Genomic DNA, 16,756 nt, shown 5'->3' on the forward strand with positions numbered 1-16,756 from the left:
ATAAATTCGTTATTTCTTTTATCAGAATTATAGCTAAAAATACTAGAGTATCCTTAGTTTTTCAACATTGAATCCATGGACTTCTAAAAACGAAATCTATGAGTCAAACAAGTTACATTCTAACACATTCATGCAACTAAACTTTTATGCAGATGAAAGGAGGGCCAATTTATTTCTTAAAATACGTCTATTCCCCTTAATAATAGTGCATTTTAAAACAGGGCAAGAAAACTTTTAACTGTAGATAGACGAAAGCCAATAATCGTTGCATAGAATGACTAATATTTAAAGGATAAGTACCATACAGATAGTAAAAAACCATTCATGGGTCTTTACAACCAAAAAAACTACATATGAGGAGTCTATTATGAAGTCTAAACATAAATTTCGAATAAGCTTAGTAATTTCCTTGGCTTTATTAACTTCTTTTTTCTATCCCTTTAAGCTTTTAACTAGTGTTAACGTCCTAAACGTCGTACATGCAGAGGAATCTCTATTCATAACAACTGAAAATTTGAATTTGCGTTCCTCGTTCTCTTCAAAAAGCAAAGTCCTTTTGACGATTCCAAAAGGAAAAACCATTAAGAAGATAGGTGTATATGGAGAAGATAAATCCTGGTTTAAAGTTTCATTTAATTCAAAAATCGGTTATGTCTCAACGAAGTACGTGACGCCAAAACCTATACCTAAAAATTCAGTCAGTTCAATAAACACAATATATAAAACTAAAACTTCACTAAATCTGCGTAAGGGCCCATCTGTCAAATCACCCGTTTTAATGACTATCCCAAAGTCCAGCCCACTAATGTACCATGCTGCCTCAGGCCCTTGGTATAAAGTATCATACAATGGGACTCAAGGCTATGTGGCAAGTCAGTATGTAACCATATCGCCCTCGGCTATGAAGTCACGAAGTAAGCAAACGACCGAGATTCGCTCAAGCATGTCTTTAGTGAACTCAAAGGTCCTTATTACGATTCCAGCATCTACTGAAGTGACTGTACTAGGAAAATCGGGCACAACGGGTTCTTGGTTAAAAGTTATGTATAACGGTATTACAGGATTCACACCTGCTCGACATTATATAGTGCAAGTGGCACCGGGGGATTCTTTATCCACTTATCCAACATATATTACTATCGAAAATCTTAATTTACGTAACCAAGCGAGTCGTTACGGATCTATTTTGACAACAATTCCCTCAGGCACTTCGATTTCTGTCATATCGAAAAGCGCCAGTTGGTACAAGGTGCGATATAACAATCAAGTCGGTTACGTATCATCTGGTTTTGTGCAACCATTTACCGGAAAAACTCCTATAAAATCACCGGTGATTCCAGCTAACAAACACGTGATTTTAATTGACGCTGGACACGGTGGGGGAGATGCTGGTGCAGTGACTTCAAACGGTACAGTTCAAGAAAAAGTACTCACCCTAAACATTGCTAATCGTGTGGCCGACGAACTAAAGAAAAACTATGAGCTTTATGAAGTGAAACTAACGCGCTCAAATGATAGATACTTGTCACTTGTTGAGCGGACCAATCTATCAGAAAGGCTTGATGCTGACGCTTTCATAAGCGTCCACATTAATTCTTCACCTTCTTTCGCTACAGGTCATGAAGCACTCGTCCCTACTTCTAGCGCGTACACCACAAATCCATATGCGAACGCTAGCCGCAGATTAGGTGAAGTAATTAATCAAGAAATCGCCATGAACGTTCCAGATTTTAAAAATCGAGGCGTTAAGCGACAAGATGTCTATGTGGTAGGAAGAAACACGGTACCTTCTACTCTCATCGAATATGGCTTTATTGCTAACTCAGTAGATCGCTCCTATATGTCGGGAAGTAACATGATCAAAGCAACCGCCAAAGGAATTGATAAATTTATGAAGAGTTACTACTAAATAAACACCAAACAAATACTAACAAACGATTTGACCACTGAATTTGAGACAAAATGTCCTAAATTCAGTGGTCATCATTCATTTCCTCATCAAAAAGGCATTATAAGTATTTCTCTTGATATACTCGAATGACAATAAACTCAAAAGAACAACTGACATAGAAATGAAAAGAAATAGAAATAAAGATGGTGAAGTAATATTGATACAATGATTCCGGTTCGAGTTTTAATCATGATACGAATACTTTTATCCAGCAACGCATTTTTTATAATAGAGATAAGTTACGGAGGCAACAACATTGTTTACCATGAAAAAAATTATAGCTTCAACTTTACTTGGTGTTATGTTAGTTCAAAGCGCATCCCCTTCTTACGCTTTAAACTTGACTGAAAAACAAAAAAATATCCAGCAGAAGCAAGCGCAAAATTCTACAGAGCAACGTAAAGCTAATACGTCAATTCAGCAGCGTGAACAAGATATCACACTCGAAGAACAGAAACTGAATGACTTGGAATCCGAGTTACAGGATATTATCAATGAGGTCACCCAGAAGAAGGCTGAAATTCGGACAACCCAAAAGAAAATTGCTCAGATTCAAACTCAAATTAAAGAATTCCAGAAAAAAATGAGCTCTCAAAAGACATTGATGGAAGAACGCATGGTCACGATGCAAAAAAACGGTGGTTCTTCTATAAACTGGGCTGAATTTATTTTTGGTTCAAAAGACTTTGGTGATCTGGTTTCACGCATGATCACCGCAGGGACGATTCAAGAAAATGATCAAGAACTTTTCAAAGAATATCAATCAACAAAAAATAAGCTTCAAATTGCTAAAGCTGAATTGGACACTGAAAAAGATAAGCTTATTAGTCAAAAAGAAGAGCTAGAGAATAGTCAGAAAAAATTGAACGGCAAAATTAAAGTGCGGGCTGCTCAAATAAAAAAATTAGAGGCCGAAAAAATCCAGTTCACATCTAAATTGGTAAGCTTGCAACAAATGGAATCGACGCTTCAAGAACAAGAAAAATCAATTCAAGCAGAGATTGAAGCCCAAAGGCTTGAAAAACAAGCTAAAATTCGTGCCAAAGAGGCTGCGCGTAAAGCTGCAGAAGCAAAAAGTGCCGAAAAAAATGAAATCAGCGAGAATAAAGCCTCTCTCGAAAAATCACCAAACTCTGAGAAAGTGGTAAACAATTCAAAGACTACGGATTCACTCGCTTCTCCAACAAGTGGCGGAGTTTTTCAACGTCCAACCTCAGGTATCGTAACCCAAGGATGGGGTCCAGCAGGCGGGGCCAATGGCTACAGCTTCCATAATGCACTAGATACAGCTGGACCAGTAGGAACTCCTATTATGGCTGCTCAAACAGGAACTGTAACTCGAGCAGGCTGGGGTGGACCTTATGGAAATCATGTCATCATTACGCATGTCATAGGCGGTCAAGTTTGGACTACCCTTTATGCTCACATGAGCTCATTGTCCGTTTCCGCCGGACAACGTGTGACCCGAGGACAGAACATCGGTGCGATGGGGAGTACCGGAAATTCGACCGGTTCTCATTTACACTTTGAAGTCCATCGAGGAAACTATTCGTACTCAGCTACAAGTGCAGGGAATACAGTCAACCCATCCCAATTTTTCTGAATTTCAGAGGCGAAATTGTTTAACACTATATAATCACTTCAGTAAATCACTTAATATTTAGACCACAGAATATTAGATGCCCCGTAAAAGTTGGACCTGATAATCTAATTTTTATGGGGCGATTTTTATGTCCGAAAGCTTTTAAAGTCTCGGTGACCAAACGCTAACTGACTCGCAAGAAAAACTTCAGAAAGTTAGGATAAGCTTTCGTTCGTGCCCCCACCCCCCTACGAGTACCTGGGGAATACAATCTCAGGTGCGACATACACATTCACTATGTAGATATTAAAAACGATATGGATGGGTAGACAATCTTTAATCGATTCAATCTTGAAGTACAGACTCTTCTCTCCTTTGATGACCTTCAACTGGCAATATACGTCGAGACGAACCTTAGGTTACTAAGGCCGTGTCTAACGGTCGATGATAAATTTACGGATATGAAGGTCCAAATTCAAACCTAGGTTGTCGAAGTCACCAGATGATCTATTTCATGATCCAACTTTTTGGATTAAGTTCAATTAATATCTTTTGAACTTAATATATAAAATTGAACTTAATATATAAAATGTACATTTCTTTATTTTTTATATAGAAAAGTAAACCAATCGAGCATACGACGCTCTATAAAGTCTTGAACCTTAAAAGTGACATGGGGTCTATGCTCGATAGCTAATAAGATTGCATGATCAGGTCACTTTTAATGTAATAATCAATACATCACATTTTCGTGTATGTTAATATTAAATCGTTTAAAGGAGAGAAAAAAGATGGCAAGGTTTTTTTCACTGTTGATTGTTTTGTTAGTATTATCTGGTTGTGGAAGTACAGTAAGCAATAATGGACCTGAAGTGATTCCAGAATTAATTGATGTACAATTTAAAACAGATCCTGAAATAGTAAAAGCAAACGAAGTTATTGAACTTATAGCAACTGTTTCTCAAGGAAACGAGAAAGTAGACGATGCGGATAAAGTTGAATTCGAGATATGGAAAGAAGGCCAAGAGGAAAGCCAACACGAAAAAATTGAAGCCAATTATCAACAAGACGGACTGTATGTAATTTCTTATATTTTTGAAGAGCCCGGTAAATACTTTATATATTCACATACGACAGCAAGAAGCTATCATTCTATGCCCAAAAACGAAATATTAGTAAAATAATAAATTTTAATTATTACAATTAATAATATAGACGAGCTAATCCATGATGAAAAAACTCGTTTTTATTGAATCGCGCGACAACATCAACCTTGTGATATATGCTCGAAAAATACCAATTTTATGATATATCCTTTCCGCTCCAATGTCTGATACGTCCATTCCGTCGCTCCACCTTGGAAACTACCATCAGTTGTATGCTTATATGTAGGAATATAAACGCGAGTCAAATAGAGTCACATTGCTCAAACGCATCCTCATAAACTCGAAGGATGCGTTTTTTGTCCTGCTGAGTATTGCGGATACAGAGAGCCACTAGTGCGGACGACTGAGCGAGTCAATATGAAGAAAAAGGCCATCGACTCATCGATGGCCAAGATCTTAGCTTACCCCTAGCCCGTGGTGTTCCCTCATTGAGGTTTCGCCATCGACCAGGATTTTATAGGAGTCGTGTACGATCCTGTCGAGAATTGCGTCCGCGATTTGGGCCTGTCCTAGATTCGAATGCCACTCCGCGTGGCGTTAGACACGCCCACGCTCTTTATTTTGACGTTGTCCTTACGCTCCGTGCCTCCCTTTAGAAAGGTCCAGGAACATAGAGATGCGGCGGTGAGCCAGCAGCTCTTGTTATCGGGCCGTTAGGGGGGGCAGCGGTGCGATGAGCGACTTCGCCTCCTGGCGTTAGACGCTCACGCATGAGCCCGAATCACCACTCCTTCTCCTATGCCCCGTCTTCAGACACACTCCAATCCTCAAAGCGATACTTGATGATCCAATGGACATGCATCACCTCATATTCGAATACACCCTTGGATAGCTCTGAGACGACGAAACTGACGTCCCCATCCGCCACCACCCATGTCCCATATAGATACACGATCTTGATCGGACGCTCTTCTGCATTCAGATAGATCAACACTCGGAAGTAAGGCGAGTTCCGTCCTTCATCGAACCGGACGACCTTCTCGACGCAATGTTCCTTGTCGACGACACGCATCCACTCGGGATGTTCCATCAATTCCGAGAACACGGTCCGAACGAACGGATCCAATCCCGCGAACGCATAGTCATCAAGCAGCCCTTCATCCATCACGTCTCACCCCCTTCCTTCACATCACAAAGAAGATCCATGCTCACGAGTTTTAAGTCGTCAAAATCTTCTTGAAGCCGGTCAGGAAGACGTCGAAGCAACACTTCCGTCATCTCGTCCATCGTCTGTTGGTCTAGTTGAAAATTATCCATCTGAATCATCCTCTCCATTTGATAGCTCAACGATACCTCGAATCTGACCACTCGACATCTCAGCTTATTTCATATAAGCCCTAGGCTTGTTTCAAACAAGCCCCGAGCTTATATAGGAAAAAGGACCATATTGCATTGTTTATTTAAATATATATGTAGGACTTTGTATTTATTTTTTATATAATCCATATATTTGGTATTAATATTATGTGAAAAGTATTATTATGGAATTTGTAATACAAATTATTGGAAAAGGAGAATTTATCTTGAAGAAAAAAACTTTAGCTACATTGGGACTTACAGCCGGTTTATTATCAGTTGTTGGTTTTGCGCAAGCAGCAACTACTCCTTTGGGTTACAACGTGACAGTTGGGAGTTACAATGGTTCCGCAAACACTACATCTCAAACTAAGGCGATCTCAGATGCTCGCGGTGAATTGAGATCTAGTATTGTTGGCGGTGACTATACAGTTGACGCTCGTATGGCAGCATCATCTGGTACAGGATCTTGGGTTCGTGGTGTAGGCGATTATGAGACTCGCGGTCTTCCAAATTCAATTAATAAAGGGACTGCTGCACGTGTTCAATTTAGTAACGATCTTACAACTCCAGTAGATGTAAAAGTTACAGGATCTTGGATAAGTAACTAATAAATATTTTTGTTTAAAAGTTAAGATTAATTTGTCTCATGCTACTATAGTGAATAAAAATGTAAACGACTTGAGTTCAATTATATTTAGGACTTAGGTCGTTTTACGTTTTATAAATTGTATTCAATAGGCACAATAACTCTTTTTCACATTTTTTTAGGAAAATAGAAGTGTTTTTATCAATATAGAGTTTTCCTGTTTAAAAGTTACTTTACTTAAAAAGGTGCTCTAGAGTAATCTTAAGATAGAAAATAATTCCTTTAAGGATAGTAAATATTTGTGAAAAAATTACTCGAATCTTTGATTTGAAAATAATTAATTCCTTAACAAAAGGATGAAAATGAAGTGAGGTTAATCAATGTTTAAGCAAATTAAAAAAGAATTGGTAAATGCGCTGACAACTAAAAATTTAATATTATTTGCATTTATTATTTTCATCGTCCCTTTAATCCAATTTTTAACAGTGTATAATACTTATGAATTTTTTAAGCCAATTGAAGTTTTTGAGGAGAGTATCTCTACTATTCCGGCAATGATCTTTCCAATTCTTGCGGTTTTAGTATACGTTCCTTCATTTATTTCAGAGTATAAAAATAATTTTTTGACTTATACGAGAACTAGAGTAAACCTTAACGATTATCTCGTTAGTAAAGGAATTGTTAACGCGATTTTAAGCGGAATTGTATTATTTTTAATGGTTTTCGTTACATACTTGTTTGTACAGTTTATCGAGCCTTGGTTAGGGTTAGTAAATTATACACCGATAAGTGAATCGACTGGTGATGTGAAGAATGTATTTTCGTCTTTAATTGAAAACAGCCCGTTTTTATATGCCACGATTTATGCTATATGGATTGGATTAAATGCTGCTCTATACGCTACGCTTGCTTATATTCTTGTATTATCACTTAATAGTATTTTTGTAGCGATCTCGATTCCGTTTATGGGATATCACCTTTTAAATTTTGTTTCAGGAATTTTCCAGTTTCCGCAATTTTCGCCATTGAGTACCTTGTTTCCGTTCAATATTACAGCACAACCAATTTGGACAGTTTTTGTTCCATTCACAGTAATACTTTTGATCAACTTAATCATATACAAAGTATATATTTCAAAAAAAGAAGAATGGACTTTCAATTAAGTAAAGCAGGTGACAAATTTAATGCTTGAAACAATCTTTAAAGAATTTACAAAAATAAAGTGGCTGTTAGTTGGTACAGTAATATTTTTTTATAGCTTATATCTAAAAAAACAAATATTTAGTTTTGCAGGAGAATACTCATTAAATATCAATATATGGGATCCGATCTACTCACTTCAAAATGATTCATATCTTATGGTGTATTTTTTAATTCCGATTATAATCTTTACTTCAGTCAAAACAATCACTACTAAATTTGATTACATATTGCTTATACGACTAAAGTCGTTCAATTCATGGATGCTTTATACGACTAAAGAATTTTTAGTTCAAATCTTCCCTATGTTTGTCCTGTTGTTTATACTTAGCCTGTTAATGTCTATCGGCTTACCATTCCAGATGCACTGGAGTGAATATAGCAAATTAATTAATGGTGTGAACGAATTAAACGAGTTATATTCAGAATTTCAAAATCCTCTAGCACCACTATTCTTTCAATTCTTATTATGGATAGTTACTTCAATAAGTCTTCATGGAATGCTGGTTTTATTATTTTTAATGCATCAGAAGTACCAGTACTTGTATATCGAGGCAGCTCTTTTATTTTTACTTTGTGTTTTTGGATTTAAAATTTTTCCATCAGAATTTAAATTTTTATCTCCTTCAGTTTATTTTACAATTGCTGCTGCAATAAATGCTTTATCAAGTATATGGATCATTTTTATAATTCCTATAACGCTTTTTATTTTTGAATTTTTTATTATTAAGTATTTAATTGAATTAAAAAAAATATTTAGGATAATAAAAAAAGAGACGCTCCCTTATACTATTTACAGTACATTGATATTTATTTATATTTTGATGACTTATCAAAATAACAAAGTAGATATTTTAACACTGGGTGACTGGATTACGGTAATTTTCTTGGGAGTGAGTGCTTTTAATTCTTCTTTTACATCTTTATTTGCATATCTGATTATTTTTTTTGGATTATCATATTTAAGCCAAATTCGACTCTCTCATGAAATCGGTGAAATAAGTCATTACAAAATTATTAGATACGGAAGTATTGATAAATGGTTCTTCAAAGTATTTATGAAAGAATCATTGTTCCTTTTCAGTGTTTTATTATCCATTATAGGATTTGTAGTTTTATTTGGGATCTTTAATGGGTTAGACCCTTCTTTGAAAACAGACATAACATCACTACAGAATAGTAACTTGATTCTTTTTATCATTTGTTTCTCATTCCTTCAGCTTGTATGTTATTTGCTTTTTAGCTTTATTACTTTATGGAAGTCCTCTGAGGGTTATTTTTTACTAATCTTGTTTGGAGTATTATCTTTTATGTTATTACCAGGGATAAATGTATGGGGTGTTTTTCCGGTTGGATTAAATGCTGTAATCGTTACTGAGTCATTCAGTCTTCAGCATTTGCTAATTGTTTTGTTCGCTTATATTGTAGGTTCTTTAATGTTTTTAAAAGTAATGTTCTCTAAAAGTCTTAAAGTATGAAAGGGGTAGTAAAATGGGAATAATAAGTTTAGAAAACGTATCGAAGACATATATGGGCAATATCTTATTTGATAGTGTTGATTTAACAATCAATCAAGGTGAAATTGTTGGTATTGTTGGACCAAACGGATCAGGTAAATCTGTCTTATTTAAAATGATGTGTGGATTCGTTTTTCCTGATGAAGGGACAGTAACAGTAAGAAATAACAAGCTACATAAAAAAAACCGCTTTCCAAAAGATTTTGGGATACTTATTGATCGTCCAGGTTACATAGCAAATAAAACAGGTTTTGAAAATTTAAAACAACTCGCTTTGATTCAAGATAAAATTAACGATAAAGAAATTGAAGAAACAATGATTAAAGTCGGTTTACAACCAAAGAATCAACAAAAGGTAAAAAATTATTCATTAGGTATGAAACAGAAATTAGCGATTGCACAAGCCATTATGGAGAACCAAGACGTTCTTATTTTAGATGAAGCGTTTAATGCGCTTGATCATGACAGTGTAAAATCATTACGAAACATGCTTTTAGATTTCAAGAAGGAAGGAAAAACGATTCTTATAACTAGTCATAATTCTGAAGATATTGATGCGCTGTGTGATAAAGTTTATAGAATCAATCAAAGCAAGGTTGACTTGGTACAAAAATAAAAAAACATATGAAGCGTAAACGATTTGGCTCCCTCAAAAATGTACAGTTGAAATAATAAAACTGTATATTTTAAGGGAGTTTTGTCTATGTCCAGAATAAGTACTCTGCCAATGAAAAGTTAACAGTCGTTAAAAATTTTGAAGAAGATTTCAGAACGATGTGAACCTAGATAAAATTTACAGTTTTTGCTCGATACGATTTTACACTATTGCCGAAGAATCAGAACACAACTCCTATAGATTAATGAGGTCAATGAAAAACTCAAAATGATATTGAACAGTGGAGCGTTGTCCCGACAAGAGTTGACGCTCTCCTGTTTTCCTTTTGACGAATCCGATTTTTGGGTCCAGGCGAGAGCAACGCGAGTCGCCGCCCCACAAAAGAAAAACGCACGTCTTTCGTCCTTGCTCTTCTCGGATGGACCGAGATCGGTCAACCGGCCCCACTCCTTCACGTTTAACCTCGCTGTTTCATGCTGACGTATGACTCGTCCGCACCGAGGATGAGATGTTCGAGCGGCGGGATGCCGATGACCCGATTTGTCGGGCACTGTCCGGAGAATGGATGATGGCGTGCTCGAGGGCGACCATTTCCTCGTGAACCTCTTGGTTGATGCGGATGACCTCGATGATGGCAGATAGTTCCATGATGGTTTGTCCCCTTTCGGATAGATAAGCTGACCACAGAACAAACACCGTTGTACATCCTGTGGACGGGTCGGTATCGATGACTGGGCTTGAAGAAAACGAAAAAAGTACGGGACAATCACCTGCGACCTTGAGACCAGACGGCCGATTGCCTTGCTTTCCTCTCGGGATGTTAACACCGTCTCTGCCTGGTTTCGCTCACATCCTACCATTCATGTCGTGGCATGGGACGTATCCGTCGAGTTCCGGGAGACCATCCGTTTGGTCGATAAGACGATTCAAAAAGTCAAAGATTCCGGATTCAGCATGCCAATCAGAAGTGGCCATTGGCTGTATCCTTATATGCAAGACAATGACGGAGATGGCATGGTCGGAGAGTAATCATACTTATTCGACGGTCAAATAGAATCACATTGATTAAACGCATCCTCGTAAAATCGAAGGATGCGTTTTTTTGTCCTGCTTCATCCTGCAATTTTTATACGGTGGTAACACCTGACTTTGAAACGTATTTCACTGTTGAGACTCACGGCTCTCCGATTCGCCTTGGCTGACCACATGTTTGGACATATCGTATAAGCTTACAAACACCATTGCATTCTTCGTCATCTTTTCATCCATCGGTGTTCTTAATTAAAAAAGCATCCGGCAAGCATGCTTCATCTCGATTCTCCTGATTATGCTTACTTGCTCTGCGTCTTCTTGTCTTTACAATCATTTCAATGAAAAATGTACAGGTTGGTCCACCGTGATGGTTGACGGCGTGACATTTGTATAGACGCGGGGACGTCTTCCTTGAAGGGTGATTCGGGTGATGGCGTGATCTTCGATATACAAATTTAAAGAACTCACCTCAGCCACGATAGATTTAAAGACGAGCACCGCGATGAGGTGAAGCCTGATACATTCCAGCGGTACATGATGATCGATGAGGTCCGGAATCAATCGCTCGGACACTTCATAGTCGAATGAGGTCCCATAAATAATTGACGCTGAATGATTGATTTTTATATGGTTTGGCACTTCTTTGTTGAACAGATAGTGGTCGATTCTCAGTTTGGCAATTTCATCAGGTGTGATGCCATTGAACGAAGCGTTATCAAACATAGGATTCCCATGCTTATTTTCACTGGAGACCAGCTTGAGATTGATTGTTTTTTCGCCCCCAACCACTTCGACATCCACTTCGTCCACACGCACAAATTCAGCCGAGTCCTCAATCGCGAGCGATTGCTCCGTTCTCCACATCTGCTTGAGTATCTCCTCGATTCCTTTTGAGTTGAGTTTGGCCTTCAAAATCAAAATGTATGACTTGTCGGAACGATTGTAGCGATAGGAGAAGTAGCGTGCGTGGACACGTCCTAGTAGAAACCAGTCTCCAGAATTGTCGACCACTCGCTGTCCACCTTCAAAGAGTGGTGCCGGTGACAGATTCGATCCGGCCTCTCTTGTCTTCACATTCTTGATGACGACGGGTGGACCGGAGAGCGTACCCTTCATGATAGGATGTTGATTTGGGAACTCGTTAGATAGTGCCTGACTGACATACGAATAGAGGTTGTAGATATCGACTTCCCCGCTCGGATTCGTCGCCCCACCTTCCAGACCACGGATCAAATGATCGGTGAAGGCGCCGTGTCCATCACGATCCCAGGCCGACTGATCTTCCGTGCACGCTGCGATGACAAACTTCCCAGATCCTTTGATTTCAAGCCCTCTGTCCATCAGACTGTCGATTGATCGCATGACCGCACCGCTATGGCATGTGTCAAAAAAGCTCAAGACCGTGCGCGCCGGCGTTCGGTCGATATGATCCCGGACGTCGGACATATTGATGCTCGTGTCTCTGATAGCATGACGATCTGCATCGTACGGCAGGAAATACGCATTGGTCTCGCTGAATCCCCCATGCCCCGCCCAATAGAGGAACAAGACGTCCTCTGGGGACGCCTCCTCAAAAAAGCTTCTCAATGTATGTGTTAATATCGACTTGGTCGTCAAGTTTCCACTCAGAATCTGCACATCGGATTGTCGGAAGATGGCCGGCGTCTCCGTCAACAATCGATTGATTTCGCTGACATCGTTAAAGGTGTTCGGAAGAGCCGTTATCTCATGATTCCGTTGTTCGTTGACTGCGATTAATAGCGCTTTGTACAAACTTACCCCCTGCCTCTCTAGTATTTACATATATTGTATTATACAATATACCACGCTCCCACAACGAGGCAAAGGCAACTTCTTATTGCGCTATTTGTTATACAAAATAACCTGTTCACTATTGCTTATTTAGTTAATCCGTCATGCATCCAAGGCCATCTTATGATCAAGTAACTGTCCGCTGGAACATGTTATTGGTAAGTCAACGTTACCTGAAGAAAATCTATTTTTTCTTCCCCGTCAGGGAGCCTTACCTACAGAGTTTGACTACATAATGATGTGACGATCGAACACAAACATAATTTTCTCACTTGCCGAATAGATACTACATATAGTCTTATCTCTACCATAATCCACCCTTATCATCTATATTTAGTTAAAAAGTTCTTTACTTGTTCGCTGAATCTGTGCTATTATGTTTAGCGTTGTCATTGACATATTGGTACCGGTCGAATATAGTATAAGTAATCAATGAGCAGGCTGGACTGACCAGCCAACAACGGCCCCTTACCTTTCGGTAAGGGGCCGTTTATTTTATACTAATCATATACTGCCTATGAAGGAGCACAAACATGTCAAAACCGGAAAAGGTCTTCAAGTCAACGACCGATCAACTGAAATTGCTACAAGAGCGCGGTCTGGTAATCGATGATCCGATGTTCGCAGAAGAGGCCTTGATTCGAACGAGCTACTACGAAATCATCAATGGCTACAAAGACTTGTTCATCAACATAGACAGTGAAGAAGAGCAATTCGAATCCGGGACAACCTTCTCGGAAATCTATTACCTGTATGAACTTGATAACACCATCCGTTTCGCGATGCTGTCGGCGACACTTTCCGCGGAGAACCTGTTACGTTCAGTCATAGCCTACGTGCTTGCCGAGAATCACGGTCATTCCGTCAAGGACTATCAACATAACAGAAACTATCAACAGGGGAAAAAGATAATTCGTGGGCGCGCCAAAGGGAAATTTGAGCGGGAATTATTGTTGCAGATCTTCTCCGAGGTTTATTATTCGACGCATCAACCGATGGCCTATTATCGGGAGACCTATCAGGACATGCCCCCTTGGATCCTGGTGAAGGGACTGAGCTTTGGGAACCTTCAATACCTGTTCAAACTGATGTTGCCGGAATCAAAGACAAAAGTCATCGCACGGGCGACAGGCATGAATCCAGAATTGATCACTGATCAGACCAAACAAGCTTTCGCCGAGACATTCGATATCCTCGTCGCCTTCCGAAATTGGGCTGCCCATGGAGGACGTGTTTACAATCACCGTGTGCGAAAGCGCCTGAGCTACTCTCCGGTCCATACCCGCTTTGGTGTGACACACTCCGCCTATCAAAAACATGACCGTGGCCAAAGTGATGTCTTGAGTTTCATTATCGCGTTGTCTTATTTGAGAGACCGGGGCATCCAGGATGGGTTCCTTCACGCCGTCACGTCAGAGATCGACGATTACCTGATGCGATTCCCCCGACACAAGACGTTGCTGTTAAGGCAGATGAACATCCCGGACCAGCTCTATCAAGAGTGGAGCCATATTCGACAGCATTGACCTGAACCCGCGACCTCTCGCGGGTTTTCGTCGCGCGTCGCCAGACGCGCTCCCGCTCTTGATTTTGACTTTACCTTACGCTCCGTGCCTCCCGTCAGAAAGGGCCAGGAACATAGAGATGCGGCGGTGAAGCCAGCAGCTCTTGTTATCGGACCGTCAGGGGGGCAGCGGTGCGATGAGCGACTTCGCCTCGAGGCGTTAGACGCTCACGCATGAGCCCGGATCATCATTCTTTCTCCCATGCACCGTATAGATACACTTTCTTGATTGGATGCTCTTCTGCATCCAGATAGATCACCACACGGAAGTAAGGCGAGTTCCGTCCTTCATCGAACCGGACGACTTTCTCGACGCAATGTTCCCTGTCGACGACACGCATCCACTCGGGGTGTTCCATCAGTTCCGAGAACACGGCTCGGACGAACGGATCCAATCCCCGCGAACGCATAGTCATCAAGTAGCCGCTCGTCCATCACGCCTCACCCCTTTCAGTTTTTATATACCAATTCCCGATACTTATATGATTCACGCCTCGTTAAAGACTCACGTGAGAAAAATAAATGTATACATGTATACCCATCGACAAGTATACATGTATACACTTTGAAACAATCAGTTATGTACTTGAAGCGTGTTCGTATTGAAGAAGACCGTCATCTGTTTCAATCGTTCCCCTTCTCTCACCTCACAAAGGAGATCCATGCTTACTAACTCAAATACCCCAGGATCGATGTCCATCCGTTCAGGAAGTCTTCTAAGCAATACCTCTTTCGTCTCTTCAATCGTTTGCTGATCCAATGTGTGACTCATTTGAATCATCCTCTCCTGTTGATAGCTCAACAATACCTTGAATCTGACCTCTCAACATCTCGGCTTATATAGGAAAAACGAACATTTTCACCAAACAAGCACTCATTTTTCATTAATCCAAACATCGCAAATACACATTCATGAAAAAACAGAGCAACGTGACTTCTTTATGCCTTTGACTTCTCACCAAAACCATTTGTTTTCGCCACGCGAAAACATTCCTTTTCCCGGATCCGCATTCTGGATCCAGGCGAGAGCTACGCGAGTCGCAAATCTCATAAAAGAAAAACGTATGTTTTTCCTCCTTGCCCTTACCGGACGGACCAGGACCGGTCCCCCGGCCCCGCTCCTTTCCATTCAACCCATGTAACCTCGCTGTTTCATGCTGACATATGACTCGTCCGCACCGAGGATGAGATGGTCGAGCACCGGGATGCCGATGAGGTCGCCCGCCTCATGTAACCGTTCGGAGACGAGGATGTCCTCTCGGCTCGGGCTCGGGTCCCCGCTCGGATGTTGGTGACAGGCGATGATGCACGAGGCATTATTGAGAATCGCACATTTGAAGATTTCTCTCGGGTGAACGACACTCGAATTGACGCTCCCGACATGCGCCCGATGGACACCGATAACCCGATTTTTCGTGTTGAGCATGATGACAAGGAATACTTCACGGTCATCATCCCCGATAAAGGATGCCCCGATTTGTCGGGCATTGTCGGGTGATTGGATGACGGCGTGCTCGAGGGTGACCATTTCCTCGCGAATCTCTTGCTTGATACGGATGACCTCGATGATTGACGAAAGTTCCATGTTAGTTTGTCCCCTTTCGGATAAGCTGACCTCAGAACGAACACCGTTGTGCGTCCTGTTGACGGGAACGCAGCGAGCGTCGGGAGACGGTGCAAGGGCGACCGCAGAGAGAGCCTCAAAAAAATGCGTAGAGCAAACGAAGGACCAGGCTTCCGTAGCCAACGAGCGAAAAGCCTTGCTTTGAGCCAAAAGCGAAGGAAGACGGGCCGAAGGGCGCGTCATTTTTTTTGACGTCCCTTGCACCGACGACCAGCGAGCTAGAGTACGGAAACAGGACGCATGGAACACCAATCAAGAAAAAGAGCTGTTCAAACGAGATAAACCGGGTATAAAATAAGAACAAATGTTCGTTTATATGAAAGGAGAATTGTGATGACGATGTATCGCGATCGAGGTGAGCTGAAATGGATCCCATTTCTCATGCCCGAACACAGAGCCCTACTGACGAAATACTATAAAGAAATTCAAAAGATCGAGATGCCTGATATCGACGAACAGGTCCTATCGGTCTATGAAAACGTGCTGAATGATGCAATTTTCAGTGGGAATCTGGTGGAGGTGAAATATGTGGAGGAGCGGGAGATGAAACGATTCAGAGGATTCGTGCACCGGACAAACTACATGGAGCGGACCGTCGAGCTGGCCAATCAAAGGGACGGGATCATCCATGTGCCGTTCGAGGCAATCATTCACGTCGAACAATCGATAGACTAACGCCCTGGCGGTTGTTCGAAGTCTGCGTCGCGAAATTTAGTGTCGCTTTTTGACATTCCTTTAATCATGAAAAATGTTGCTTGATCCTGTATCTAGTCTCATAACAAAATCAAGCTAATAAGATTCTCTTTT

The 16,756-nt window shown here is 40.5% G+C and carries 16 protein-coding genes and 1 pseudogene; 9 read left to right on the forward strand and 8 right to left on the reverse strand.

Going from position 1 to position 16,756, the window contains the following annotated elements:
• The first annotated feature begins 367 nt into the window (after nt 1-367).
• The 3 genes from PQI28_RS04690 (at nt 368) to PQI28_RS04700 (ending at nt 4,717) form a co-directional block, all read left to right on the forward strand.
• On the forward strand, nt 368-1,909 hold the full coding sequence (locus PQI28_RS04690) for an SH3 domain-containing protein (protein WP_081828362.1): 1,542 nt from the start codon (nt 368-370) through the stop codon (nt 1,907-1,909).
• A 307-nt stretch (nt 1,910-2,216) separates the two neighbouring features.
• On the forward strand, nt 2,217-3,554 hold the full coding sequence (locus PQI28_RS04695; protein WP_339962844.1) for a murein hydrolase activator EnvC family protein: 1,338 nt from the start codon (nt 2,217-2,219) through the stop codon (nt 3,552-3,554).
• 770 nt (nt 3,555-4,324) lie between these two features.
• Complete coding sequence (locus PQI28_RS04700; RefSeq protein WP_029336184.1) at nt 4,325-4,717, forward strand: FixH family protein; 393 nt, start codon at nt 4,325-4,327, stop codon at nt 4,715-4,717.
• A 378-nt stretch (nt 4,718-5,095) separates the two neighbouring features.
• Here PQI28_RS04700 and PQI28_RS04705 read toward each other — a convergent pair.
• The 3 genes and pseudogenes from PQI28_RS04705 to PQI28_RS04715 form a co-directional block, all read right to left on the reverse strand.
• A pseudogene (locus tag PQI28_RS04705) lies at nt 5,096-5,224 on the reverse strand (ATP-binding protein); the annotation flags it as partial.
• Between the two features lie 211 nt (nt 5,225-5,435).
• The gene (locus tag PQI28_RS04710) at nt 5,436-5,804 is read right to left on the reverse strand and encodes a hypothetical protein (protein WP_339962655.1); all 369 of its coding nucleotides are present in this window, start codon (nt 5,802-5,804) and stop codon (nt 5,436-5,438) included.
• Nucleotides 5,804-5,956: a hypothetical protein gene (locus PQI28_RS04715; protein WP_167365535.1), complete on the reverse strand. Its 153-nt coding sequence runs from the start codon at nt 5,954-5,956 to the stop codon at nt 5,804-5,806. The genes PQI28_RS04710 and PQI28_RS04715 overlap by 1 nt, the downstream gene beginning before the upstream one ends.
• Before the next feature lie 266 nt (nt 5,957-6,222).
• Here PQI28_RS04715 and PQI28_RS04720 point away from each other — a divergent pair, with 266 nt between their 5' ends.
• The 4 genes from PQI28_RS04720 (at nt 6,223) to PQI28_RS04735 (ending at nt 9,917) form a co-directional block, all read left to right on the forward strand.
• Nucleotides 6,223-6,606 (forward strand): hypothetical protein, encoded by a 384-nt coding sequence (locus tag PQI28_RS04720; RefSeq protein ID WP_244150798.1) that lies wholly within the window; start codon nt 6,223-6,225, stop codon nt 6,604-6,606.
• A 358-nt stretch (nt 6,607-6,964) separates the two neighbouring features.
• Nucleotides 6,965-7,747 carry an ABC transporter permease gene (locus tag PQI28_RS04725; RefSeq protein ID WP_214704264.1) on the forward strand — a complete coding sequence of 261 codons (783 nt, stop codon included), beginning with the start codon at nt 6,965-6,967 and terminating at the stop codon, nt 7,745-7,747.
• 21 nt (nt 7,748-7,768) lie between these two features.
• The gene (locus PQI28_RS04730; RefSeq protein WP_074037985.1) at nt 7,769-9,262 is read left to right on the forward strand and encodes a hypothetical protein; all 1,494 of its coding nucleotides are present in this window, start codon (nt 7,769-7,771) and stop codon (nt 9,260-9,262) included.
• 13 nt (nt 9,263-9,275) lie between these two features.
• On the forward strand, nt 9,276-9,917 hold the full coding sequence (locus PQI28_RS04735) for an ATP-binding cassette domain-containing protein (protein WP_074037984.1): 642 nt from the start codon (nt 9,276-9,278) through the stop codon (nt 9,915-9,917).
• Nucleotides 9,918-10,388: 471 nt separating this feature from the next.
• Here PQI28_RS04735 and PQI28_RS04740 read toward each other — a convergent pair whose 3' ends face one another.
• The gene (locus PQI28_RS04740; RefSeq protein ID WP_167365534.1) at nt 10,389-10,565 is read right to left on the reverse strand and encodes a hypothetical protein; all 177 of its coding nucleotides are present in this window, start codon (nt 10,563-10,565) and stop codon (nt 10,389-10,391) included.
• A gap of 714 nt (nt 10,566-11,279) precedes the next feature.
• Nucleotides 11,280-12,722: a caspase family protein gene (locus PQI28_RS04745; RefSeq protein ID WP_339962656.1), complete on the reverse strand. Its 1,443-nt coding sequence runs from the start codon at nt 12,720-12,722 to the stop codon at nt 11,280-11,282.
• Nucleotides 12,723-13,294: 572 nt separating this feature from the next.
• On the opposite strand from PQI28_RS04745, the gene PQI28_RS04750 reads away from it, so the two are divergent.
• Nucleotides 13,295-14,287 carry an Abi family protein gene (locus PQI28_RS04750; RefSeq protein WP_339962657.1) on the forward strand — a complete coding sequence of 331 codons (993 nt, stop codon included), beginning with the start codon at nt 13,295-13,297 and terminating at the stop codon, nt 14,285-14,287.
• A 226-nt stretch (nt 14,288-14,513) separates the two neighbouring features.
• On the opposite strand, the gene PQI28_RS04755 is transcribed toward PQI28_RS04750, so the two are convergent.
• The 3 genes from PQI28_RS04755 to PQI28_RS04765 all read right to left on the reverse strand — a co-directional run bounded on the left by PQI28_RS04755 (nt 14,514) and on the right by PQI28_RS04765 (nt 15,910).
• Nucleotides 14,514-14,741 (reverse strand): hypothetical protein, encoded by a 228-nt coding sequence (locus PQI28_RS04755; RefSeq protein ID WP_339962658.1) that lies wholly within the window; start codon nt 14,739-14,741, stop codon nt 14,514-14,516.
• A 158-nt stretch (nt 14,742-14,899) separates the two neighbouring features.
• Nucleotides 14,900-15,097 (reverse strand): hypothetical protein, encoded by a 198-nt coding sequence (locus PQI28_RS04760; RefSeq protein ID WP_339962659.1) that lies wholly within the window; start codon nt 15,095-15,097, stop codon nt 14,900-14,902.
• 357 nt (nt 15,098-15,454) lie between these two features.
• Nucleotides 15,455-15,910: a JAB domain-containing protein gene (locus tag PQI28_RS04765; protein WP_339962660.1), complete on the reverse strand. Its 456-nt coding sequence runs from the start codon at nt 15,908-15,910 to the stop codon at nt 15,455-15,457.
• A gap of 372 nt (nt 15,911-16,282) precedes the next feature.
• On the opposite strand from PQI28_RS04765, the gene PQI28_RS04770 reads away from it, so the two are divergent.
• Entirely contained in the window at nt 16,283-16,624 is a 342-nt protein-coding gene (locus PQI28_RS04770; RefSeq protein ID WP_058765825.1) for a YolD-like family protein, read from the forward strand.
• The last annotated feature ends 132 nt before the right edge of the window (nt 16,625-16,756 follow it).

It is taken from the genome of Exiguobacterium sp. USCH10 (assembly GCF_037619445.1).
In the GTDB taxonomy this organism is placed as follows: domain Bacteria; phylum Bacillota; class Bacilli; order Exiguobacteriales; family Exiguobacteriaceae; genus Exiguobacterium; species Exiguobacterium aestuarii_A.